Here is a 16,762-nt window from a genome sequence, read left to right as displayed (position 1 = left end):
GGATGGGCTGTCGGACTCGGTGCGGGGCGAGCTGGTGGGGCGGTGCGGGGCGGGCCTTCGAGCTCGGACCTCGACGGCGGGACCTCCGGAGCAAGATCACCGGCCGTGGACGCCGAGGGACGATTTCCGACCCTCTGCGTCCACGAGCCGCGATCACGGCCGCGGCATGGGACTCCGATCGCCGGGAGCTTCCCGTCGCCGGCCCGGCCCCGGCCGAGGGGCCGCGCGCCGCCGACAGCACCCGAACGTGGTGGTCGACGTCGGCGCCTCGAGCCGGAGCGCGACTCACGCGAGTCGACCGTCGAGGCGTCGAGGGTGACGGGGCGCCGGTCGGCGGGACGGGCGGCGCGCCCGGCACCGTGCTGCCCAGGGCACGCGCGTCGCCGACTCGCCGGCCGCCCACCGTTCGGAGGCGGCGTGGGACGACCCGCTCGGCGTCGAGCTTGATCATTGACTGCGGACCCGACGCGCCGGATTTCGACCCTCCCGGTCCACAAGCAGTGATCTCGAGTGGCAGCGTCGTCCCGAAGCCGAAGCCGAAGCCGAAGCCCGAAGCTCGGAACCCGGAGCCAGAGCCCGGAGCCCGGAGCCCGGAGCCCGGAGCCCAGTGCCCAGAGCCCAGAGCCCAGAGCCCAGAGCCCAGAGCAAGATCATTACTTGTGGTCGCTGAGCGACGATTTCCGACCCTCTGCGTCCACGAACAGTGATCAGGGCGCAAGCGTGATCAAGTAGGGGTGCTCCGCGGAATCTGCGAGCCCCTCCCCTGCCCTCGAACACGACAGCGTCATCACGACAGCCGTGCGGCCGGCCCCCTCCCGAAGGCCGGTGGGGCGGAGATCGGGGTCAGCTGAAGCGGGAGACCGGGCGCTGGAGCGGGATGGCGGGCGCGAGGGCGGTGCGCTGCAGCGGGAGGGTGATCTCCCGGGCCGCACCCCGGACCGTGAGCGTGCGGCGGGCCTGCTCGGACGCCTCCGCGTCGGCCGGGCCGGCCTGCCTCGGCACCTCGGCCGCCGACCGCGTGTCCGGCCCGCCGACGGCGTCCGAGGCCGCGCCCGACCGCGTGTCCGGCCCGCCGACGGCGTCCGAGGCCGCGCCCGACCGCGCGTCCGGCCCGCCGACGGCGTCCGAGGCCGCGCCTGGCCCGGCACCCGTGTCCGACCCGCCCTCTGCCCCACGGTCCGCGCTCGGCCCACCGAGCTCACCCGCCGGAGCCGCGTCCTGCGGCGTCGCCGGAGCCGGAACCGCCGCCGCCGGAACCGCGGCGGGCAGCGTGCCCACCGCACCGCCGGGGAGCCGCCGCTTCCGCGGCCCGACGAGGTCGGCCAGGAGCGGCGCGCCGGCGACCAGGAGCAGCACGGCGATCGCGGCGGCGGCACCGAGCGCGGTCAGCGTGTCGGCGAGGGGTCCGGCGGAGAAGCTCATGCCTACGAATCTGCGCCGCGAAGCTGAGCGTTACATCAGACGGACCTGAGAATGCGCGAACGACACTCCGTCATTCGGACGAGTGAACGACACGCCGTCGCGACACGCCCACGAGGAGTGCCGCCCCCACGCCGAGCTGCAACGCGAACCCGATCGTCTGCGCCATGGCGTCGATCGCCGGGAAGCCGTGCAGGTGCAGGGTGTGGAACACCGCGTGCGGCACGGTCGCGGTGAGGAAGGCCAGCAGCACGACGACGGTGAGCCGCCGCTCCGGCCGCAGCGCCGCCCCGACCAGGGCGACGGTCAGGGCGAGACTCAGCGCCCCGACGTCCCGCACCAGGTGCTCGTTGTAGGGCGGCAGCAGCGACACCCACGGGTGTCCCGGAGCCGGGAAGCCGGCGTAGAAGCCCGCGGGCGCGAACAGCGCCCACACCCCGACGACGACCTCGGTCAGCGCCAGGAACCACAGCCCGGCACGGATCGCGAGCCCGCCCACCTCGACGCGGCCTGCCTCGCGCAGCCCGCTCATGACGCCACCCCCGCACCCTGCAGGTACTGCTCGAAGGTGATGTGGCCGTCGGCGTGCTCCGGCACCAGGTTCGCCCCCGCCCGCACCGCGGCGGCGAGCCGGCCCGGGGCCGGGACCTCGACGACGCGGCGTCGTCGTCCGCCGGCCTCGAGCCAGGCCCGCGCGAGGTCGTCGAACCCCCGCACCTCCGGTCCGCCCAGGTCCGCGACCCGCCCGGCCGGCTCTCCCGCCGCGAGGGCGACGAGCCGATCGGCGACGTCCCGCACGTCGACCGGCTGGAACGCGATCCCGCGCGGCACCGGCAGCACCCCGGGCACCCGGCCGAGCACGCCCAGCATCGCGGCGACGAGGTCGTGGAACTGCGTGGCCCGCAGGATCGTGTGCGGCAGCCCCGAGTCCGCGAGCAGCCGTTCCACCGCGAGCTTCTGCCGGTAGTAGCCGAGCGGGATGCGGTCGATCCCGACGATGGACACGGACACCACGTGCGGCGCGCCGTTCCGCAGCGCCGCCTCGACCAGCCGTGCCGACATCTCCGCGTCCTTGCGGCCCGTCGCGCAGTGCACCACCACGCCGCAGCCACGGACGGCGGCGTCGACCCCCTCGCCGGTCGCGAGGTCGCCGACCAGGTGCCCCTCGCCCGGTCGGCGGCTGAGCACCCGGGTCGGTGTGCCGGCCTCCCGCAACCGCGCGACCAGCACCCGGCCGAGGGTTCCCGTACCCCCGGTCACCAGCGTCTCCTGCATGTCCGCTCCTTCCGTCAGGAGGAGTGACCGGACAGCCCCCCGGAGCGTGACAGCTGCCCGCCGAGGAAGGCGAGCTTGTCGGGGTTGAGCACGAACCGCAGGCCCGTGACCTGCGATCCGGACCGCGCCACGGCCAGCACCGAGGTGAGCTCGCCGTCCCGGAGGGCGAGGATCGCTGGCTCGCCGTTGACCTCGCCGACCCGCGCCTCCAGGCCGGTCGTGAACTTCGCGAACACCCCCGCGAGGAACCGCGCGACCGCGGCGCGGCCGACCACCGGCCGTCGTGCGGCGCTGACCCGGCCCCCGCCGTCCGACCAGGCGGCGACGTCGGCGGCCAGCAGGGCCTCCAGCTCGGCGATCTCGCCCTCCCGGGCCGCCGCGAGGAACCTCTCGACGAGCGCGCCCCACGCGGCCGCGTCGGTCTCGGGCTGCCCGGCGGGTGCCTCCGCGAGGTGCTTCCGGGCGCGGGTGTGCAGCTGCCGCGAGTGCGCCTCGGTGACCCCCAGGATCGCCGCCACCTCGGCGTGCGTGTGCCCGAAGGCCTCCCGCAGCACGTAGACCGCCCGCTCGAGCGGAGTCAGCCGCTCCAGGGTGACCAGCAGCGCGAGCGACACCGACTCACGCTGCGCCGCGGTCTCGGCCGGGCCGACGGCGGGGTCGGTGGTGAGGATCGGCTCCGGTAGCCAGGGCCCGACGTACGTCTCGCGGCGGGTCCGCGCCGAGGTGAGCCGGGTCAGGCAGAGCCGGGTCAGGGCGGTGGTGAGCCAGGCGGCGGGACTCGCGACGGCGGCGTGGTCGGCGCCCGACCAGCGCAGCCAGGCGTCCTGCACCGCGTCCTCGGCGTCCTGGGCGGAACCGAGCAGGCGGTAGGCGAGCCCGAACAGGCGCGGCCGTTGAGCCTCGAAGTCCGCCACCGGATCCGTCGCCGTGCTCATGTCGAGAACACTGCCAGGGCTCCGACCGATGACCGAGCGGGGTCGGAACGGTCCTACCCCCCGGAGAGGAGTGGTCGATGACCGACGTGCAGGAGATCGTGGCGGAGAGGGCGGCCGAGCTGGTGCGGTCCGGCGGCGAGCGGGGGCTGCAGGTCGCCGCGTACGTCGACGGGCGACCGGTGGTCGACGTGGTTGCCGGCGTCGCCGATCCCGCGACCGGCCGCCCGGTCGAACCCGGGACGCTGTTCTACAACTGGTCCGTGGGCAAGGGCGCCACCGCCACCCTGGTGCACCGCCTCGTCGACGCCGGCGTGCTCGGCTACGACACCCGGGTCTCCGAGGTGTGGCCGGGGTTCGCCGCGCACGGCAAGGACGGGATCACCGTGCGGCAGGCGCTCGACCACAGCGCCGGCGTCCCCGGCCTGCCGGCCGGCGTGAGCGTCGACGACGTCTGCGACTGGACCCGCATGGTCACCGCGCTGGAGGAGGCGGAGCCGTGGTGGGAGCCGGGCACGGCCGTCGGCTACCACGCCTACACCTTCGGCTTCCTCAACGGCGAGATCGCCCGCCGCGCGAGCGGCCGCGAGCTCTCCGACCTGCTCGCCGACCTCACCGACGCGATCGGGTTCCCCGGCGAGATCCGGTTCGGCATGGCCGACGCGTCCGGCTTGGCCGCGCCCGAGGACGCGCCGATGCCGGCGGGAATGGAGGGGTTCACGCTGCCCGAGGAGATGCTCCGTGCGGTGCCGATGGCGCTGTTCCCCACCGCCGCGCTCGGCAAGGACCCGCGGATCCTGGCGGCGGACATCCCGGCCGGGGCCAAGGTGACGGCGCGGGCGCTCGCCCGGATGTACGCGGGCTGGCTCGACGGCACCGTCGTCTCCCGGGAGCGGACCCCGGCCGCGTACACCGAGTCGTCGTCGGGGACCGACCGGGTGTACGGCAACCCGAGCCGGTGGGGCCTCGGCTTCGCCCTGGGCGTGCCGTGGGACGAGCAGGGCTCGCCCCGGGTGTTCGGCATGGCAGGCGCCGGCGGCAGCTGGGCCGGCGCGGACCCGGACCGCGGGATCGCCGTCGCGGTGACGAAGAACGTGGTGAGCATGGACTTCGAGACCGCACGGGTACTGGTCACGGCGGTGCTCGACGCGGTCCGATAGGCGGGTGGACTTCGAGGAGCTGCGGCCGCACCTCCTGCGCGTCGGCTACCGCATCACCGGCAGCCTCGCCGACGCCGAGGACGCCGTGCAGGAGGCGTGGCTGCGCTGGACCGACCACGCCGCCGGGGTGCGCGACCCGCGGGCGTGGCTGACGACCGTCGTCGGCCGGATCTGCCTGGACCGGCTGACGTCGGCGGCGGCGCGGCGCGAGACCTACGTGGGCCCCTGGCTGCCCGAGCCGCTGGTCACCGCACCCGAGGACGAGGGCCCGCTCGCCGCCGTCGTCCGCGGGGAGGACCTGCGGCTGGCCGCGCTGCTGCTCCTCGAGCGCCTCACCCCGGCCCAGCGGGTCGCGCTGGTCCTGCACGACGCGCTGGGCGAGGCCCACGCGGAGATCGCCGCGGTGCTGGGCTGCAGCGAGGCCGCCGCGCGGCAGCACGCCGCGCGGGCCCGGCGGATCGTCGCCGAGGCCGGCCCGTTGCCGCCCCGCGCTCCGGCCGCGGTCGAGGAGAAGGTGCTCGCCGCCTTCGCCGACGCCCTGGCCCGCGCGGACCGGGAGGCGCTGCTCGGCGTGCTGCACCCGGACGTCGTGCTCACCAGCGACGGCGGCGGCGCGGTGCGGACGGCGCTGCGGCCCGTCGTCGGCGCCGAGCCGATGGTCCGGCTGCTGGCCGGTCTCCTGCGGCAGTACGGCCCGGACCTCGACCCCGCCGCCTGGATCCCGGTGCGGGTCAACGGCGAGCCCGGCTTCGTCACCCCGGCCTCGCCGCGGGTGGCGGCCTCGGCGACCGCGATCACCGTCGTCCTCGACGAGGCCGGCGAGCCCCGGATCGCGGCGGCCCGGCAGGTCATGAACCCCGCGAAGCTGCGGGTGTGGTGGTGACGGCGGGGTGCGGTTCGGGGTGACGGTGGAGGTGACCCGGTCGTCACGGCGTGTCACCGCCGCCGCCCGGCCGCGCGAGGGGAGGATCGTCCGGTGCACGGCGCCCGGATCCTCATCGCAGTCCTTCTCGTCCTCCTCACGGCATCCGGGTGTGCCGCCGTCGCCGATCGGTACACCCCCTGGGCCGCCCCCGCCGCGGCACCGGTCGGCAGCGCCGCGGACGCCCTGGAGAAGCTCCCGGTGAAAGGCCGGGCGCCGAAGACCGGCTACGCGCGGGACCAGTTCGGCCCGAGCTGGTCCGACGTCGACCGCAACGGCTGCGACCAGCGCAACGACGTCCTGGCCCGGGACATGACCGGCGAGACCTTCAAGCCCGGCACGCACGACTGCGTCGTGCTCACCGGCACCCTCGCCGACCCGTACACCGGCACCACGATCGCCTTCACCCGCGGCCAGGGGACCAGCGACGACGTGCAGATCGACCACGTCGTCGCCCTGTCCGACGCCTGGCAGAAGGGCGCGCAGCAGCTCGACGCCGACGCCCGCAAGCGCCTCGGCAACGATCCGCTCAACCTGCTCGCCGTCGACGGCCCCACCAACAACCGCAAGGGCGACGGCGACGCCGCCACCTGGCTCCCGCCGAACCGCGCCTACCGCTGCGACTACGTGGCCCGCCAGGTCGCGGTGAAGGCCAAGTACGGGCTGTGGGTCACCCAGGCCGAGCACGACGCCATCGCCGGCATCCTCGCCGGGTGCCCGGGTGAGCCGATCCCGGTGGACGACACCGTGCCGGGCACGGTTCACTCCTCCGGGGCGTAAGGCCCGCCTCCGGGAGCGCGATGAACCGGAGGACGGGGTTCCACGGCAGTCGGGGGGAACGATGGCCGGGCAGCAGGACGCACAGGACCGCGAGCAGGAGGACGAGGACGGCCGCGAGCAGGGCGGTCGGCGCGTCGGCCAGGACGGCGGGCAGGGCGGCGGAGCCGGTGACGGGCCTGCCGTTCCGCGGCCGCGGAGGCCGGCGGGCCCGCCGCCCGGGACGACCGTGCCCGTGGGCGCTCCCGGTCGCCGCGCGGCCGCCGGTCCCCCCGGCCCGGCCGTCCCGCAGGTCCCCGCGCCGCGCGATCCCTCCGTCGGGCACCGCCCCGCGCCCACCGGTCCACCCGCCTCCTCCGCCGGACACCGGTTCGCCCCGGGCCCCTCGACCGGGCACCGGTCCGGCCCCGCCTCCCCGATCGCACCGCCCGCGCCGATCGCGCCGTCTGCGCCGTCGGTGGGGCACCGCTTCGCCCCCTCCGCCCCGCCACCCGGGTACGGCGTGCCGGGGTACGGGCCGCAGCCCTACAGCCCGCCGCTCCCGCCCGCACCGGCCTCCCGCGTGCCGCGCTGGGTGCTGCCGGCCACGCTCGTCGCCGTGATCCTCGGCGCCGGGGCCGCGATCGGCGGGATCTCGGCGGCCGCCCTCGCCGCGAGCAGCAGCGAGACCTCCACGGTGGCCGCCGGGACGGGCGACCGCGCGTTCCTGGTCGCGGTGTCGACCCGACCGGCGCTCGCCGACGTCCCGCCGGACACCCTCATCGAGCTCGGCCACGGCATCTGCTCGGCGCTCGAGGGCGGCGCGACCCGCGGCGACATGGTCTCTGCCGCGGTGTCGGCCGGCTTCGGCACCCGGGACGCGCAGGTGCTGGTCGACGCCGCCCGCGCGAGCTACTGCCCGGGGGCCTGAACCGGCTGCGCCGCCCGGCCCGCCCGGTCCCCGAGGCGGACGCGGCACGCCGCGTCGAAGCCCTGGTCGACGATCCCGAGCGCGTGGTTCGCCCGCGCCCGCTGGTTCTCGACGGCGATCGCCTGGGTGAGCTCGATCAGCCCGGCCCGGCCGAACTCCCGCTCCAGCTCCTCGACCTGCGCGTCGGCGACGGTCGGCGGGGTGGCCGTCATCGCGTCGGCGTAGGCCACCGCGAGGCGCTCGGCCGGGCTGTACAGCGGGTCGGTGGCGTAGTCGTCGATGTGGGCCAGGCGCTCGACGTCCAGCCCGTCGAGCCGCTGCAGCATGGTGCCGAAGTCGACGCACCACGAGCAGCCGACGACCGTCGCCGTCCGGTACACCGCGAGCTCCCGCACCCGCGCGGGCAGCACGTGCGTGGCGCGCTCGAACGCCAGCTCCGCGACCATCGCCGACCAGAACAGCCGGCGGTGGTGCAGGCCGATCGCGAACGGCTCCGGGACCGCGCCGAACCTGCGGCGCATCAGGCGGTAGACCAGCCGGCCGAGCACACCGGCCTCGGCCTCGGGAACGGCGGGGATGCGTGCCATGTCGTCCTCCTCGGATCGGGTACCGGGGAGACGACGCGAACGCCGCCGACGTGAGCCTCTGTGGCCCAGATCACGCTCATCCGTGGGCGACGAGTGCCCCTGGAGCGGCAGTCACCACTCACGACCCTCACTGACCCGGTCTGACGTCGGTCAGCCCGGGCAGAGTCGGCGGTGCCAGGCGATCGCTCCGGCGTCCGTCAGCACCGCGACCTGGTCGACGACGACCCGCAGCCGGGCGGCGTCGTCGCCGGCCGCGGCCCACTCCCCCGCCCGCACCGGGTCGAGGCTGCCGGGCGCGCCCGCGAGCAGCGCCTCGGCCAGCTCGGCCAGCAGCTCCCGCTGCCGCGCCTGCATCCGCAACCGGTCGGGGTCGCTCATGACGTACCGCAGCGCGACGGCCTTGAGCAGCGCCACCTCGGCGGCCGCCTCCGCGGGGACGACCAGGTCCGCGGCGTACCGCAGCACCGGGCCGTCGCCGTGGGCGTCGAGCGTCGCGTCCGTGGCCGCGCGTACGAACCGCCCGACCAGCTCGCTGGTCAGCCGCTTGAGCGCGGCGTGCGCGACGGCGGGCGCGCTGGCGGTGTCGAAGCCCTTGACCGCGTCGACGACGGGCAGCCGGGCCAGCTCGGCGGCCGCGACCTCGCAGGCCGACGGGTCGGCGCCGAAGTGGGTGGCGGCCAGCAGCGCCAGCACGGCACGCTCCTCCGGCGCGGCCAGCGCCGCCAGGTCGATCCGGCCGGAGAGGATGCCGTCCTCGACGTCGTGCACGGAGTAGGCGACGTCGTCGGACCAGTCCATGACCTGGGCCTCGAGGCAGCGCCGCTCGCCCGGCGCCCCCTCGCGCACCCAGTCGAACACCGCGCCGTCCTCCGCGTACGCGCCGAACTTGCGCTCGTCGCCGCGTCGCCGCCACGGGTACTTGCAGCTCGCGTCGAGCGTCGCGCGGGTGAGGTTGAGGCCGCCGGGGTGCTCGCCGGCCGCGTCGACCACCGCGACCTTGGGCTCGAGTCGGGTGAGGATGCGCAGCGTCTGGGCGTTGCCCTCGAACCCGCCGCAGGCCGCGCCGATCTCGTCGAGTGCGCGCTCGCCGTTGTGCCCGAAGGGCGGGTGCCCGATGTCGTGCGCGAGCCCGGCGGTGTCGACGACGTCCGGGTCGCAGCCCAGCTCCTCGGCGATCCCGCGGCCGATCTGCGCGACCTCCAGGGAGTGGGTCAGGCGGGTGCGCGGGATGCCGGTGATCTCGGCGGCCTCGCCCGGCCCCACCACCTGCGTCTTCCCGGCGAGCCGGCGCAGCGCCGCGGAGTGCAGCACCCGGGCGCGGTCGCGGGAGAACGGCGAGCGCCGCTCCGGCCGGTGGTGCTCGCCGAGCCCCGATCCCTTGGGCGGCTCGGGCAGCAGGCGGGCGCGGTCGTGGTCGTCGTAGCCCTCCCGCGCCGGCGCCGGGACCGTCGCGGTCATGGTCAGCCGAGCCCGGTGTTCTCGGTCTCGGCCGAGGCGTGGGTCAGCCGGTAGTACAGCAGCGCGGCCGTCTCGCGGAGGATGTAGCGCGCCTGCGTCTCCCGCGTCTGCACGACGGGCCCGCTGCGCGTCGGCGAGGTCCACGCCTCCAGCCCGGAGTCGCGGGCCATGGTGCGGGCGCGCAGCGAGTGCCACGGGTCGCTGACGATCAGGGCGCTGCTCCAGCCGTCCCGGCCGGCCCGGGCCGCGACGGCCTTGAGGCTGCCCAGGGTGTCCGCGCCCTCGGCGACCGTCGTGATCGCGCTCGCCGGGACGCCGTTGCGCTGCAGGTAGCGCGTGCCGGCCTCGGCCTCGGTGTACTCGTCGCCCGCCCGGTTGCCGCCCACGGTGACGATCCGCGGCGCGAGCCCCTCCTGGTACAGCGCGACCGCGTGCCGGAGCCGGGCGGCCAGGATGGGGCTGGGCTCGCCGTCGTACTGCGCCGCCCCGAGGACGACGACGGCGTCGACCGGCCGGTCCCCGTCCACCCGGGCGGTCTGCCAGACCCGGAACATCGTGCCGCCCAGGATGATCGCGGCGGTGAGCAGCGTGCCGAGGACGAGCCGGGCGACCCAGGTCATCCCGGTGCGGATGCGCGGTGTGGGCGTGGTCGGGAGCTCCTCGGGGTCGGGGCGCTGGGAGTGCACCTGCCGCAGCCGGACCGTCGCGGGCTCGCGGGAGCCCCGGGCGGCACGGCGCCGGTGCCCGATCGGTGCGCTCACCCCCCGATCTTCCCCTCCGACGCGCCCAACGCCCGCGCGGCGCGCCCGGAGCGGGCCCCGATGACCTCGGCGACGATCGAGACGGCCGTCTCGGCCGGCGTGCGGGCGCCGAGGTCCAGCCCCACCGGTCCGTGGATGCGGGAGAGCTCCTCCTCGGTGACGCCGGCCCGCAGCAGCCGCTCGCGGCGGGCGGCCTGCGTGCGGCGCGAGCCGAGCGCGCCGAGGAACCCGCGGCCGCGGTGCAGACCGTCGATCAGCATCGCGTCGAAGCGCGGGGCGTGGTCGAGCAGCACGAGGACGTCCGCCTCGGTGAAGGCCTGCACCGCGGCCCGGGCCTCGTCGAGGTCGGTGACGGTGCGGCCGGCCCAACCGAGCAGCGCGGCCTGCGCCAGCAGTGCCTCCCCGATCGCCCCCGCGCCCACGACCAGCACGGACGGCACGGGCACCCACAGGTCGAGCAGGATCTCGGTGTCGCCGACGGTCCGGCGGTCGGTCACGGTGGCGCCGCGGCGCAGCAGCTCGCGCGCAGCCTGGACCGCCCCGGCGTCGAGCCCCGGGGTGCCGTCCTCGAGGGTGCCGTGCACGTCCTCCAGGTCCGGGCCGGTGAGCACGAGCGCCGCCTCGCCGTCGACCGTCGAGATCAGCGCGGCCGGGCGGGCCTCCTCCAGCGCGGCGCCGAGGGCCTCGGCCAGGGCCGCGGGCAGCGGGTGGCCGAGCAGCGTCGCGCCACCGGCGCACGCCAGCCCCGCCTGCAGCGCCGCGGACTCGGCGACGTGCGCGGCGCGGGTCTGCGGGAGCGCGGCGGCGGCGCCGACCAGCGGGACGGCCGAGTCGTCGAACGCGCCGAGGTAGAGCAGCCCCGCGGTCTCGCCGCTGGGGGTGCCGGCCAGCAGCTGCCCCGACTCGACCGTGCCGAAGCCGTGCCGGTCCAGGACCCGCACGACGCCGATCGAGCCCGCACCGCCCGCGGCCCAGCGGCGCAGCGCGGCCCCGAGCTCACGGCGGGGATCGGTGGTCGGGGAGGTGGACTGGTCCGACGACGGCGCGGGAGCGGTCACGGGCGCCAGGGTAGCCACCGCGGTCGCCCGCCGAGGCCCGGCCTCGCCCCGATCGGGCGGGTGGGGATGCGCTGCGGGAACCGGGCCGGGATCATCGGCGTTGTCCGGGAAACGGACTTTCTCCCCACCGACTCTTCACGGAGCCATGGACCCCTCCTGCAGTACCGGCACCGTCCCGCACGGACGGACGTTCCCCTCCCCCGCCGGAGCGATCGCGTGACGATCCTCGGCATCCTCCTCGGCGTGCTGGTCGTCGTGGGCATCACGGCCCTGACCGGCTTCTTCGTCGCCCAGGAGTTCGCGTACATGGCCGTCGACCGGTCGCGGCTCAAGGCCCGCGCGGCCGACGGCGACCCGGGCGCCGAACGCGCCCTCACCGTCACCCGGCGCACCTCCTTCATGCTCTCCGGCGCGCAGCTGGGCATCACCGTCACCGGCCTGCTGGTCGGGTACGTGGCCGAGCCGCTGATCGGCGAGGGTGTCGGCGAGCTGCTCGGCGGCGCCGGCTGGGCCGTCGCCCTCGGCACGGTGCTCGCCCTGCTGCTCTCCACCGTGGTGCAGATGGTCTTCGGCGAGCTGTTCCCGAAGAACCTCGCGATCGCCCGGCCCGAGCCCGTCGCCCGCCGGCTGGCGCTGCCGACCACGGTGTACCTGGCCGCGTTCGGCTGGATCGTGCGGGTCTTCGACGCCGCCTCGAACCTGCTGCTCAAGGCCCTGCGCATCGAGCCGGTGCACGACGTCGAGCACGCCGCCACGCCGCGCGACCTCGAGGCGATCATCGACGAGTCCCGGGACAGCGGCGACCTGCGCCCCGACCTGTCCGCGATGCTCGACCGCGTCCTCGACTTCACCGACCGGCCCGCGCGGGCGGCGATGATCCCGCGGCCGCGGGTCACCTCGGTCCAGGCGGACCTGCTCGTGCCCGAGCTCGCCGAGGCCATGGCGGCGGGGCACTCCCGCTACCCGGTGCTCGACGAGACCGGCGAGGAGGTCGTCGGCGTCGTCTGCCTGCGGGACGTGCTGGCCCTCGAGGGCCGCGACCTCTCGGCGCTGCGCGTCGCGGAGGTCATGCGCCCGGCCGTCGTCGTGCCGGCGTCGCTCCCCCTGCCCGCGGTCGTCGCCGCGCTGCGCGAGGCGGGCGACGAGTTCGCCTCCGTCGTCGACGAGTACGGCGGCCTGGCCGGCGTGATCACGCTGGAGGACATCGCCGAGGAGCTCGTCGGCGAGATCACGGACGAGCACGACCCTGCACTGGCCGACCGCCCCGTCGGCGCGCCGGACGGCTGGGTCGTCCCCGGCACCATGCACGTCGACGAGGTCGGCCGGCTGGTCGGGGCGGACCTGCCCGAGGGCGACTACCAGACCGTCGGCGGCCTGGTGATCGCCGAGCTGCAGCGGCTGCCCGAGCCCGGCGACGTCGTCGTCGTGGGGCTGCCCCAGGGCCCCGAGGAGGACGGGCCCGGCCGGGAGGTGCGGATCGAGGTCCGCGAGGTCGCGCGGCGGGTGCCCGAGCAGGTCCGGGTGCGGATCGTGGAGCCGGCCGCGGAGGTGACGCGATGAGCGCCGTGTCGATCGTGGTGTCGATCGCGCTGGTGGCGCTGTCGGCCTTCTTCGTGGCCGTCGAGTTCGCGCTGGTCGCGGCCCGGCGGTACCGGCTCGAGGAGCAGGCGGGGCACAGCGTCTCGGCGCGGGCCGCGCTCCGCAGCGCCAAGGACATCTCGCTGCTGCTCGCCGGCTCCCAGCTCGGCATCACGCTGTGCACCCTGGGTCTCGGTGCGGTCGCGAAGCCGGCGGTGGACGCCGCGTTGGAGCCGGTGCTGACCGGGTGGGGGCTCCCCGCGGCCACGGCCGGGGTCGTGGCCTTCGTGCTCTCGCTGGTGATCGTGACGTTCGTGCACCTCGTCGTGGGCGAGATGGCGCCGAAGTCCTGGGCGATCTCGCACCCGGAGCGCTCGGCCACGCTGCTGGCGCTGCCGATGCGGGCGTTCATGGTCGTCACGCGGCCGCTGCTGGTGGCGCTCAACGGGATGGCCAACTGGTGCCTGCACCGCGTGGGCGTCGAGCCGGTCGACGAGATGGCCGCCGGCCGCAACGCCGACGACCTCCGTCAGCTCGTCGACCACTCGGCGCGGGCCGGAGCGCTCGACGAGGAGCGGCGCGACCAGCTCGTCACCACCCTCGAGCTGGACCGGGCCGCGGTGCGCTCGCTGGTCCACCCCGACCCCGCCGGCGTGAGCTGCGACGACACCGTCGCGCGGATCCGTGAGGTCTCGCGCGAGAGCGGGCACCTGCGGCTCGTGGTCCGGGAGGGCGGCCGGGTGATTGGCTTCGTGCACGTCCGGGACACCCTGGGCAGGCCGGGGACGGTGCGCGCCCGTGACCTCGTGCGGGACGTCCTCACCTTCCCCGCCGACACCCCCGTCCACCAGGCCCTCGCCACGATGCGGGAGAAGCGGGGCCAGCTCGCGCTGGTCACGGAGGACGACACCCTGCTCGGCATCGTCACGATGCAGGACGTCGTGGACCGCCTCCTCCCCGCCTGACCACACGAAGATCATTGCTCGCGACAGGGAACCGACGATTCTGACGGGTTTCCGGTCGCAGGCGATGATCATTCACGGGAGTGACGGGACCGGGCGAACCGGCTCGAGACCGACGCAAGCCGGATCATCCTCCCGCGCATGGATCTCGATGCGCTGCTCCGTCGGCAGAACGGCGTGCTGTCGCTCGACCAGGCCCGGGCCTGCGGCCTGTCGGACCGCACCGTCGAGCGCAGAGTGGCGGCAGACCGGTGGGTGCGCCTGCACCCGCGCGTGTACCTGGTCCGCGGCCACGCCCTCGACACGCCGGGGCGTATCCGTGCCGCGGCCCTGTGGCTGGGCGACGACGCGACGGTCGCAGGCCCGGCAGCCGCCTTCTGGCACGGGATGCTGGACCGGCTCGACGACGACGTGGACGCGACGATCCCGGGTCGCTCGCACCGCTCGCCGCGCCCCGGGGTGCGCCTCCGCCGCCGCGACCTCGCCCCCGCCGACCGTCGCCGGCGCCGCGGATGGTGGGTCACCGCTGCCCCACTGACCGCCCTCGAGACCGCGGTGCGGCTGCCCGACGGGGCCGCGTTCCTCGACCGTGCCCTGCAGCGGCACGTCTCCTTCGCCGACCTCCACTCGGCCTACAACCGACTGCTCGGCGCTCACGGCTCGGCCCGGGCAGGCCGGCTTTTGCGGGCGGCGGCCGACCGGGCGAACTCCGAGGCGGAGCGCGTCCTGCTCGTGATCCTGCGCGAGGGCGGCGTGACGGGCTGGGTGCTCGGCCATCCCTTCGGCCCGTGGACGATCGACCTCGCGTTCGTCGATCGCCGGCTCGCCGTCGAGTTCGACGGCTGGGCCTGGCACACCGATCACGAGCGGTTCGTGAACGACCGCCGTAAGGGCAACGCGCTGGTCGGCGCGGGCTGGACGCTGCTCCGGTTCACCTGGGCGGATCTGACCGAGCACCCGCAGCGGGTCCTGGCCCAGATCCGTGCCGCCCTGGCGAGGGCCGCCTGATCATTACCTGCGACCGGAGAACCGCCGGAATCATCGGTTCCCGGTCTCAGGCAGTGATCATGGCCGGGTCAGCAGCCCAGGAGGCGCTGGGCGAGGTAGCCCTCGACCTGGTCCAGCGGGATGCGCTCCTGCGCCATGGTGTCCCGCTCCCGGATCGTGACGGCCTCGTCCTGCAGGGTGTCGAAGTCGACCGTGATGCAGAACGGGGTGCCGATCTCGTCCTGGCGGCGGTAGCGGCGGCCGATGGCGCCGGCGTCGTCGAACTCCACGTTCCAGTTCCTGCGGAGCTTCGCGGCGAGGTCACGCGCCTTGGGCGAGAGGTCGGCGTTGCGGGACAGGGGCAGCACCGCGGCCTTCACCGGGGCGAGGCGCCGGTCCAGCTTGAGGACGACGCGGGTGTCCGTGCCGCCCTTGGCGTTGGGTGCCTCCTCCTCGTGGTAGGCCTCGATGAGGAAGGCCATCATCGAGCGCCCGACGCCGGCGGCCGGCTCGATGACGTACGGCCGGTACCGCTCCTTCGTGTTCTGGTCGTAGAAGGAGAGGTCGACGCCCGAGTGGTTCGAGTGCGTCGTGAGGTCGAAGTCCGTGCGGTTGGCGATGCCCTCGAGCTCGCCCCACTCCTGCCCGACGAAGTCGAAGCGGTACTCGATGTCGACCGTGCGCTTCGAGTAGTGCGAGAGCTTCTCCTTGGGGTGCTCGTAGTGCCGCAGGTTCTCCCGGGAGAGTCCGAGGTCGACGTACCAGTTCGTGCGCTCGTCGATCCAGTACTGGTGGAGCTCCTCGTCCGTGCCCGGCTCGACGAAGTACTCCATCTCCATCTGCTCGAACTCGCGCGTGCGGAAGATGAAGTTGCCCGGCGTGATCTCGTTGCGGAAGCTCTTGCCGACCTGACCGATGCCGAACGGCGGCTTCTTGCGCGACGTCGTCTGCACGTTGAGGAAGTTCACGAAGATGCCCTGCGCGGTCTCCGGGCGCAGGTAGTGCAGGCCCTCGTCGGACTCCACCGGGCCGAGGTAGGTCTTCAGCATCATGTTGAAGTCGCGGGGCTCGGTGTACTGGCCGCGGGTGCCGCAGTGGGGGCACGGGACGTCCGACAGGTCGTCCTCCGACGCCTCCTTGCCGGTGCGCTCGGTGTACTCCTCGGCCAGCTGGTCGGCGCGGAAGCGCTTGTGGCAGTGCTGGCACTCGACCAGCGGGTCGGCGAACACGCCGACGTGCCCGGAGGCGACCCAGACCTGACGCGGCAGGATCACCGACGAGTCGATGCCCACGACGTCCTCGCGGCCGGTGACCATCGCCTTCCACCACTGCCGCTTGATGTTCTCCTTGAGCTCCACGCCGAGGGGCCCGTAGTCCCAGGCCGACCGGGTACCGCCGTAGATCTCACCCGACGCGAAGACGAATCCGCGGCGCTTGGCGAGCGCGACGATGGTCTCGATCTTGGCGGAACTGGGCTTGCTGGCCACGGAGGATCTCCCGGGGAACGGTCTGGAACGACCCCGCCGGATGCGGGGGCGGAACACCCAGGGTATCGACCGTCGCGAACGGGTTCGGCTAGTCCCCCGTCAGCAGGGACGCCCGCCGCTCGACGGCGCCGCCGACGGCCCCGAGCAACGTCTCGTACGTGGCGGGCGAGTCGGCCAGCGCCTCGGACAGCAGGGGGACGACGTGCTCGCGGACCGGGAAGGGCGACAGGGCCCGGCGGTAGGCGTCGACCCCGGTGAACCGCACGGTGAGCACCCAGTGCGCCGGGTCGTCGACGGCCCGGCCGGCCTCCCCGCCCAGGCACCCGGGCTGGGCGGTGAGCAGCTCCAGGGCGTGCGCGAGCCGGTCGGCGAAGGTCGCGGGATCGGCGGGTGCGAAACGGCACACGAGCAGCACGCGCCGGACCCTACCCAGCCCCTTGTTGAAAACGCCTATCATGGCCGATGCGGCCCGGCGAGGCTTCGACGCGA

The 16,762-nt window shown here is 75.1% G+C and carries 17 protein-coding genes; 7 read left to right on the top strand and 10 right to left on the bottom strand.

From position 1 onward, the window contains the following. Positions 1 to 843: 843 nt before the first annotated feature. The 4 genes from ABD990_RS03385 to ABD990_RS03370 form a co-directional block, all read right to left on the bottom strand. Positions 844 to 1,422 carry a hypothetical protein gene (locus tag ABD990_RS03385; protein ID WP_345378245.1) on the bottom strand — a complete coding sequence of 193 codons (579 nt, stop codon included), beginning with the start codon at positions 1,420 to 1,422 and terminating at the stop codon, positions 844 to 846. A gap of 70 nt (positions 1,423 to 1,492) precedes the next feature. Continuing rightward, positions 1,493 to 1,951 (bottom strand): hypothetical protein, encoded by a 459-nt coding sequence (locus ABD990_RS03380; protein ID WP_345378244.1) that lies wholly within the window; start codon positions 1,949 to 1,951, stop codon positions 1,493 to 1,495. Next, entirely contained in the window at positions 1,948 to 2,694 is a 747-nt protein-coding gene (locus ABD990_RS03375; protein ID WP_345378242.1) for an SDR family oxidoreductase, read from the bottom strand. Before ABD990_RS03375 ends, ABD990_RS03380 begins: the two co-directional genes overlap by 4 nt. Positions 2,695 to 2,708: 14 nt before the next feature. Next, positions 2,709 to 3,629 carry an RNA polymerase sigma-70 factor gene (locus ABD990_RS03370; RefSeq protein ID WP_345378241.1) on the bottom strand — a complete coding sequence of 307 codons (921 nt, stop codon included), beginning with the start codon at positions 3,627 to 3,629 and terminating at the stop codon, positions 2,709 to 2,711. Between the two features lie 77 nt (positions 3,630 to 3,706). Between ABD990_RS03370 and ABD990_RS03365 the strand changes: the two genes are divergently transcribed. The 4 genes from ABD990_RS03365 (at position 3,707) to ABD990_RS03350 (ending at position 7,395) form a co-directional block, all read left to right on the top strand. After that, positions 3,707 to 4,786, top strand: a complete 1,080-nt coding sequence (locus ABD990_RS03365) for a serine hydrolase domain-containing protein (RefSeq protein ID WP_345378239.1) — start codon at positions 3,707 to 3,709, stop codon at positions 4,784 to 4,786. A gap of 4 nt (positions 4,787 to 4,790) precedes the next feature. Continuing rightward, positions 4,791 to 5,669, top strand: coding sequence for an RNA polymerase sigma factor SigJ (gene sigJ / locus ABD990_RS03360; protein WP_345378238.1), 879 nt, complete (start codon positions 4,791 to 4,793; stop codon positions 5,667 to 5,669). Between the two features lie 93 nt (positions 5,670 to 5,762). Continuing rightward, complete coding sequence (locus tag ABD990_RS03355) at positions 5,763 to 6,488, top strand: HNH endonuclease family protein (RefSeq protein WP_345378237.1); 726 nt, start codon at positions 5,763 to 5,765, stop codon at positions 6,486 to 6,488. Positions 6,489 to 6,549: 61 nt separating this feature from the next. Beyond that, a complete protein-coding gene (locus ABD990_RS03350; protein ID WP_345378236.1) occupies positions 6,550 to 7,395 on the top strand; it encodes a DUF732 domain-containing protein in 846 nt (281 codons plus the stop codon). Here the strand turns inward: ABD990_RS03350 and ABD990_RS03345 are convergent. From ABD990_RS03345 to ABD990_RS03330, 4 genes are all read right to left on the bottom strand, one after another. Continuing rightward, complete coding sequence (locus ABD990_RS03345; RefSeq protein WP_345378234.1) at positions 7,377 to 7,982, bottom strand: carboxymuconolactone decarboxylase family protein; 606 nt, start codon at positions 7,980 to 7,982, stop codon at positions 7,377 to 7,379. The two genes, ABD990_RS03350 and ABD990_RS03345, sit on opposite strands and share 19 nt — an antisense overlap. Positions 7,983 to 8,132: 150 nt before the next feature. Further along, entirely contained in the window at positions 8,133 to 9,440 is a 1,308-nt protein-coding gene (locus ABD990_RS03340) for a deoxyguanosinetriphosphate triphosphohydrolase (RefSeq protein WP_345378232.1), read from the bottom strand. A 2-nt stretch (positions 9,441 to 9,442) separates the two neighbouring features. Next, positions 9,443 to 10,060, bottom strand: coding sequence for a YdcF family protein (locus ABD990_RS03335; RefSeq protein WP_345378570.1), 618 nt, complete (start codon positions 10,058 to 10,060; stop codon positions 9,443 to 9,445). A gap of 137 nt (positions 10,061 to 10,197) precedes the next feature. Continuing rightward, on the bottom strand, positions 10,198 to 11,259 hold the full coding sequence (locus ABD990_RS03330; RefSeq protein WP_345378231.1) for an XdhC family protein: 1,062 nt from the start codon (positions 11,257 to 11,259) through the stop codon (positions 10,198 to 10,200). Positions 11,260 to 11,475: 216 nt separating this feature from the next. Here ABD990_RS03330 and ABD990_RS03325 point away from each other — a divergent pair, with 216 nt between their 5' ends. From ABD990_RS03325 to ABD990_RS03315, 3 genes are all read left to right on the top strand, one after another. Next, positions 11,476 to 12,819, top strand: a complete 1,344-nt coding sequence (locus ABD990_RS03325) for a hemolysin family protein (RefSeq protein WP_345378230.1) — start codon at positions 11,476 to 11,478, stop codon at positions 12,817 to 12,819. Next, positions 12,816 to 13,802 carry a hemolysin family protein gene (locus ABD990_RS03320; protein ID WP_345378229.1) on the top strand — a complete coding sequence of 329 codons (987 nt, stop codon included), beginning with the start codon at positions 12,816 to 12,818 and terminating at the stop codon, positions 13,800 to 13,802. Before ABD990_RS03325 ends, ABD990_RS03320 begins: the two co-directional genes overlap by 4 nt. A 138-nt stretch (positions 13,803 to 13,940) precedes the next feature. Next, positions 13,941 to 14,807, top strand: coding sequence for a DUF559 domain-containing protein (locus ABD990_RS03315; RefSeq protein ID WP_345378228.1), 867 nt, complete (start codon positions 13,941 to 13,943; stop codon positions 14,805 to 14,807). A gap of 68 nt (positions 14,808 to 14,875) precedes the next feature. On the opposite strand, the gene ABD990_RS03310 is transcribed toward ABD990_RS03315, so the two are convergent. Together ABD990_RS03310 and ABD990_RS03305 are read right to left on the bottom strand one after the other, a co-directional pair. Beyond that, positions 14,876 to 16,273, bottom strand: coding sequence for a glycine--tRNA ligase (locus tag ABD990_RS03310; protein ID WP_345378227.1), 1,398 nt, complete (start codon positions 16,271 to 16,273; stop codon positions 14,876 to 14,878). Between the two features lie 88 nt (positions 16,274 to 16,361). After that, the gene (locus ABD990_RS03305) at positions 16,362 to 16,688 is read right to left on the bottom strand and encodes an antibiotic biosynthesis monooxygenase family protein (protein ID WP_345378226.1); all 327 of its coding nucleotides are present in this window, start codon (positions 16,686 to 16,688) and stop codon (positions 16,362 to 16,364) included. Between the last annotated feature and the right edge of the window lie 74 nt (positions 16,689 to 16,762).

Origin of the sequence: Pseudonocardia yuanmonensis, from assembly GCF_039542425.1 — a bacterium.
Taxonomy (GTDB): Bacteria; Actinomycetota; Actinomycetes; order Mycobacteriales; family Pseudonocardiaceae; genus Pseudonocardia; species Pseudonocardia yuanmonensis.
The sequence above is the reverse complement of the archived record's forward strand: the minus strand, read 5'-3'. Positions and strand labels throughout refer to the sequence as shown.

Bases quoted from the DNA above. Each gene is read 5' to 3' on its own strand.
- ABD990_RS03385 (WP_345378245.1), bottom strand. From the start codon at position 1,422: ATGAGCTTCTCCGCCGGACCCCTCGCCGACACGCTGACCGCGCTCGGT.
- ABD990_RS03315 (WP_345378228.1), top strand. From the start codon at position 13,941: ATGGATCTCGATGCGCTGCTCCGTCGGCAGAACGGCGTGCTGTCGCTC.
- ABD990_RS03375 (WP_345378242.1), bottom strand. From the start codon at position 2,694: ATGCAGGAGACGCTGGTGACCGGGGGTACGGGAACCCTCGGCCGGGTG.
- ABD990_RS03350 (WP_345378236.1), top strand. From the start codon at position 6,550: ATGGCCGGGCAGCAGGACGCACAGGACCGCGAGCAGGAGGACGAGGAC.
- ABD990_RS03345 (WP_345378234.1), bottom strand. From the start codon at position 7,982: ATGGCACGCATCCCCGCCGTTCCCGAGGCCGAGGCCGGTGTGCTCGGC.
- ABD990_RS03335 (WP_345378570.1), bottom strand. From the start codon at position 10,060: ATGACCTGGGTCGCCCGGCTCGTCCTCGGCACGCTGCTCACCGCCGCG.
- ABD990_RS03365 (WP_345378239.1), top strand. From the start codon at position 3,707: ATGACCGACGTGCAGGAGATCGTGGCGGAGAGGGCGGCCGAGCTGGTG.
- ABD990_RS03320 (WP_345378229.1), top strand. From the start codon at position 12,816: ATGAGCGCCGTGTCGATCGTGGTGTCGATCGCGCTGGTGGCGCTGTCG.
- ABD990_RS03380 (WP_345378244.1), bottom strand. From the start codon at position 1,951: ATGAGCGGGCTGCGCGAGGCAGGCCGCGTCGAGGTGGGCGGGCTCGCG.
- ABD990_RS03370 (WP_345378241.1), bottom strand. From the start codon at position 3,629: ATGAGCACGGCGACGGATCCGGTGGCGGACTTCGAGGCTCAACGGCCG.
- ABD990_RS03340 (WP_345378232.1), bottom strand. From the start codon at position 9,440: ATGACCGCGACGGTCCCGGCGCCGGCGCGGGAGGGCTACGACGACCAC.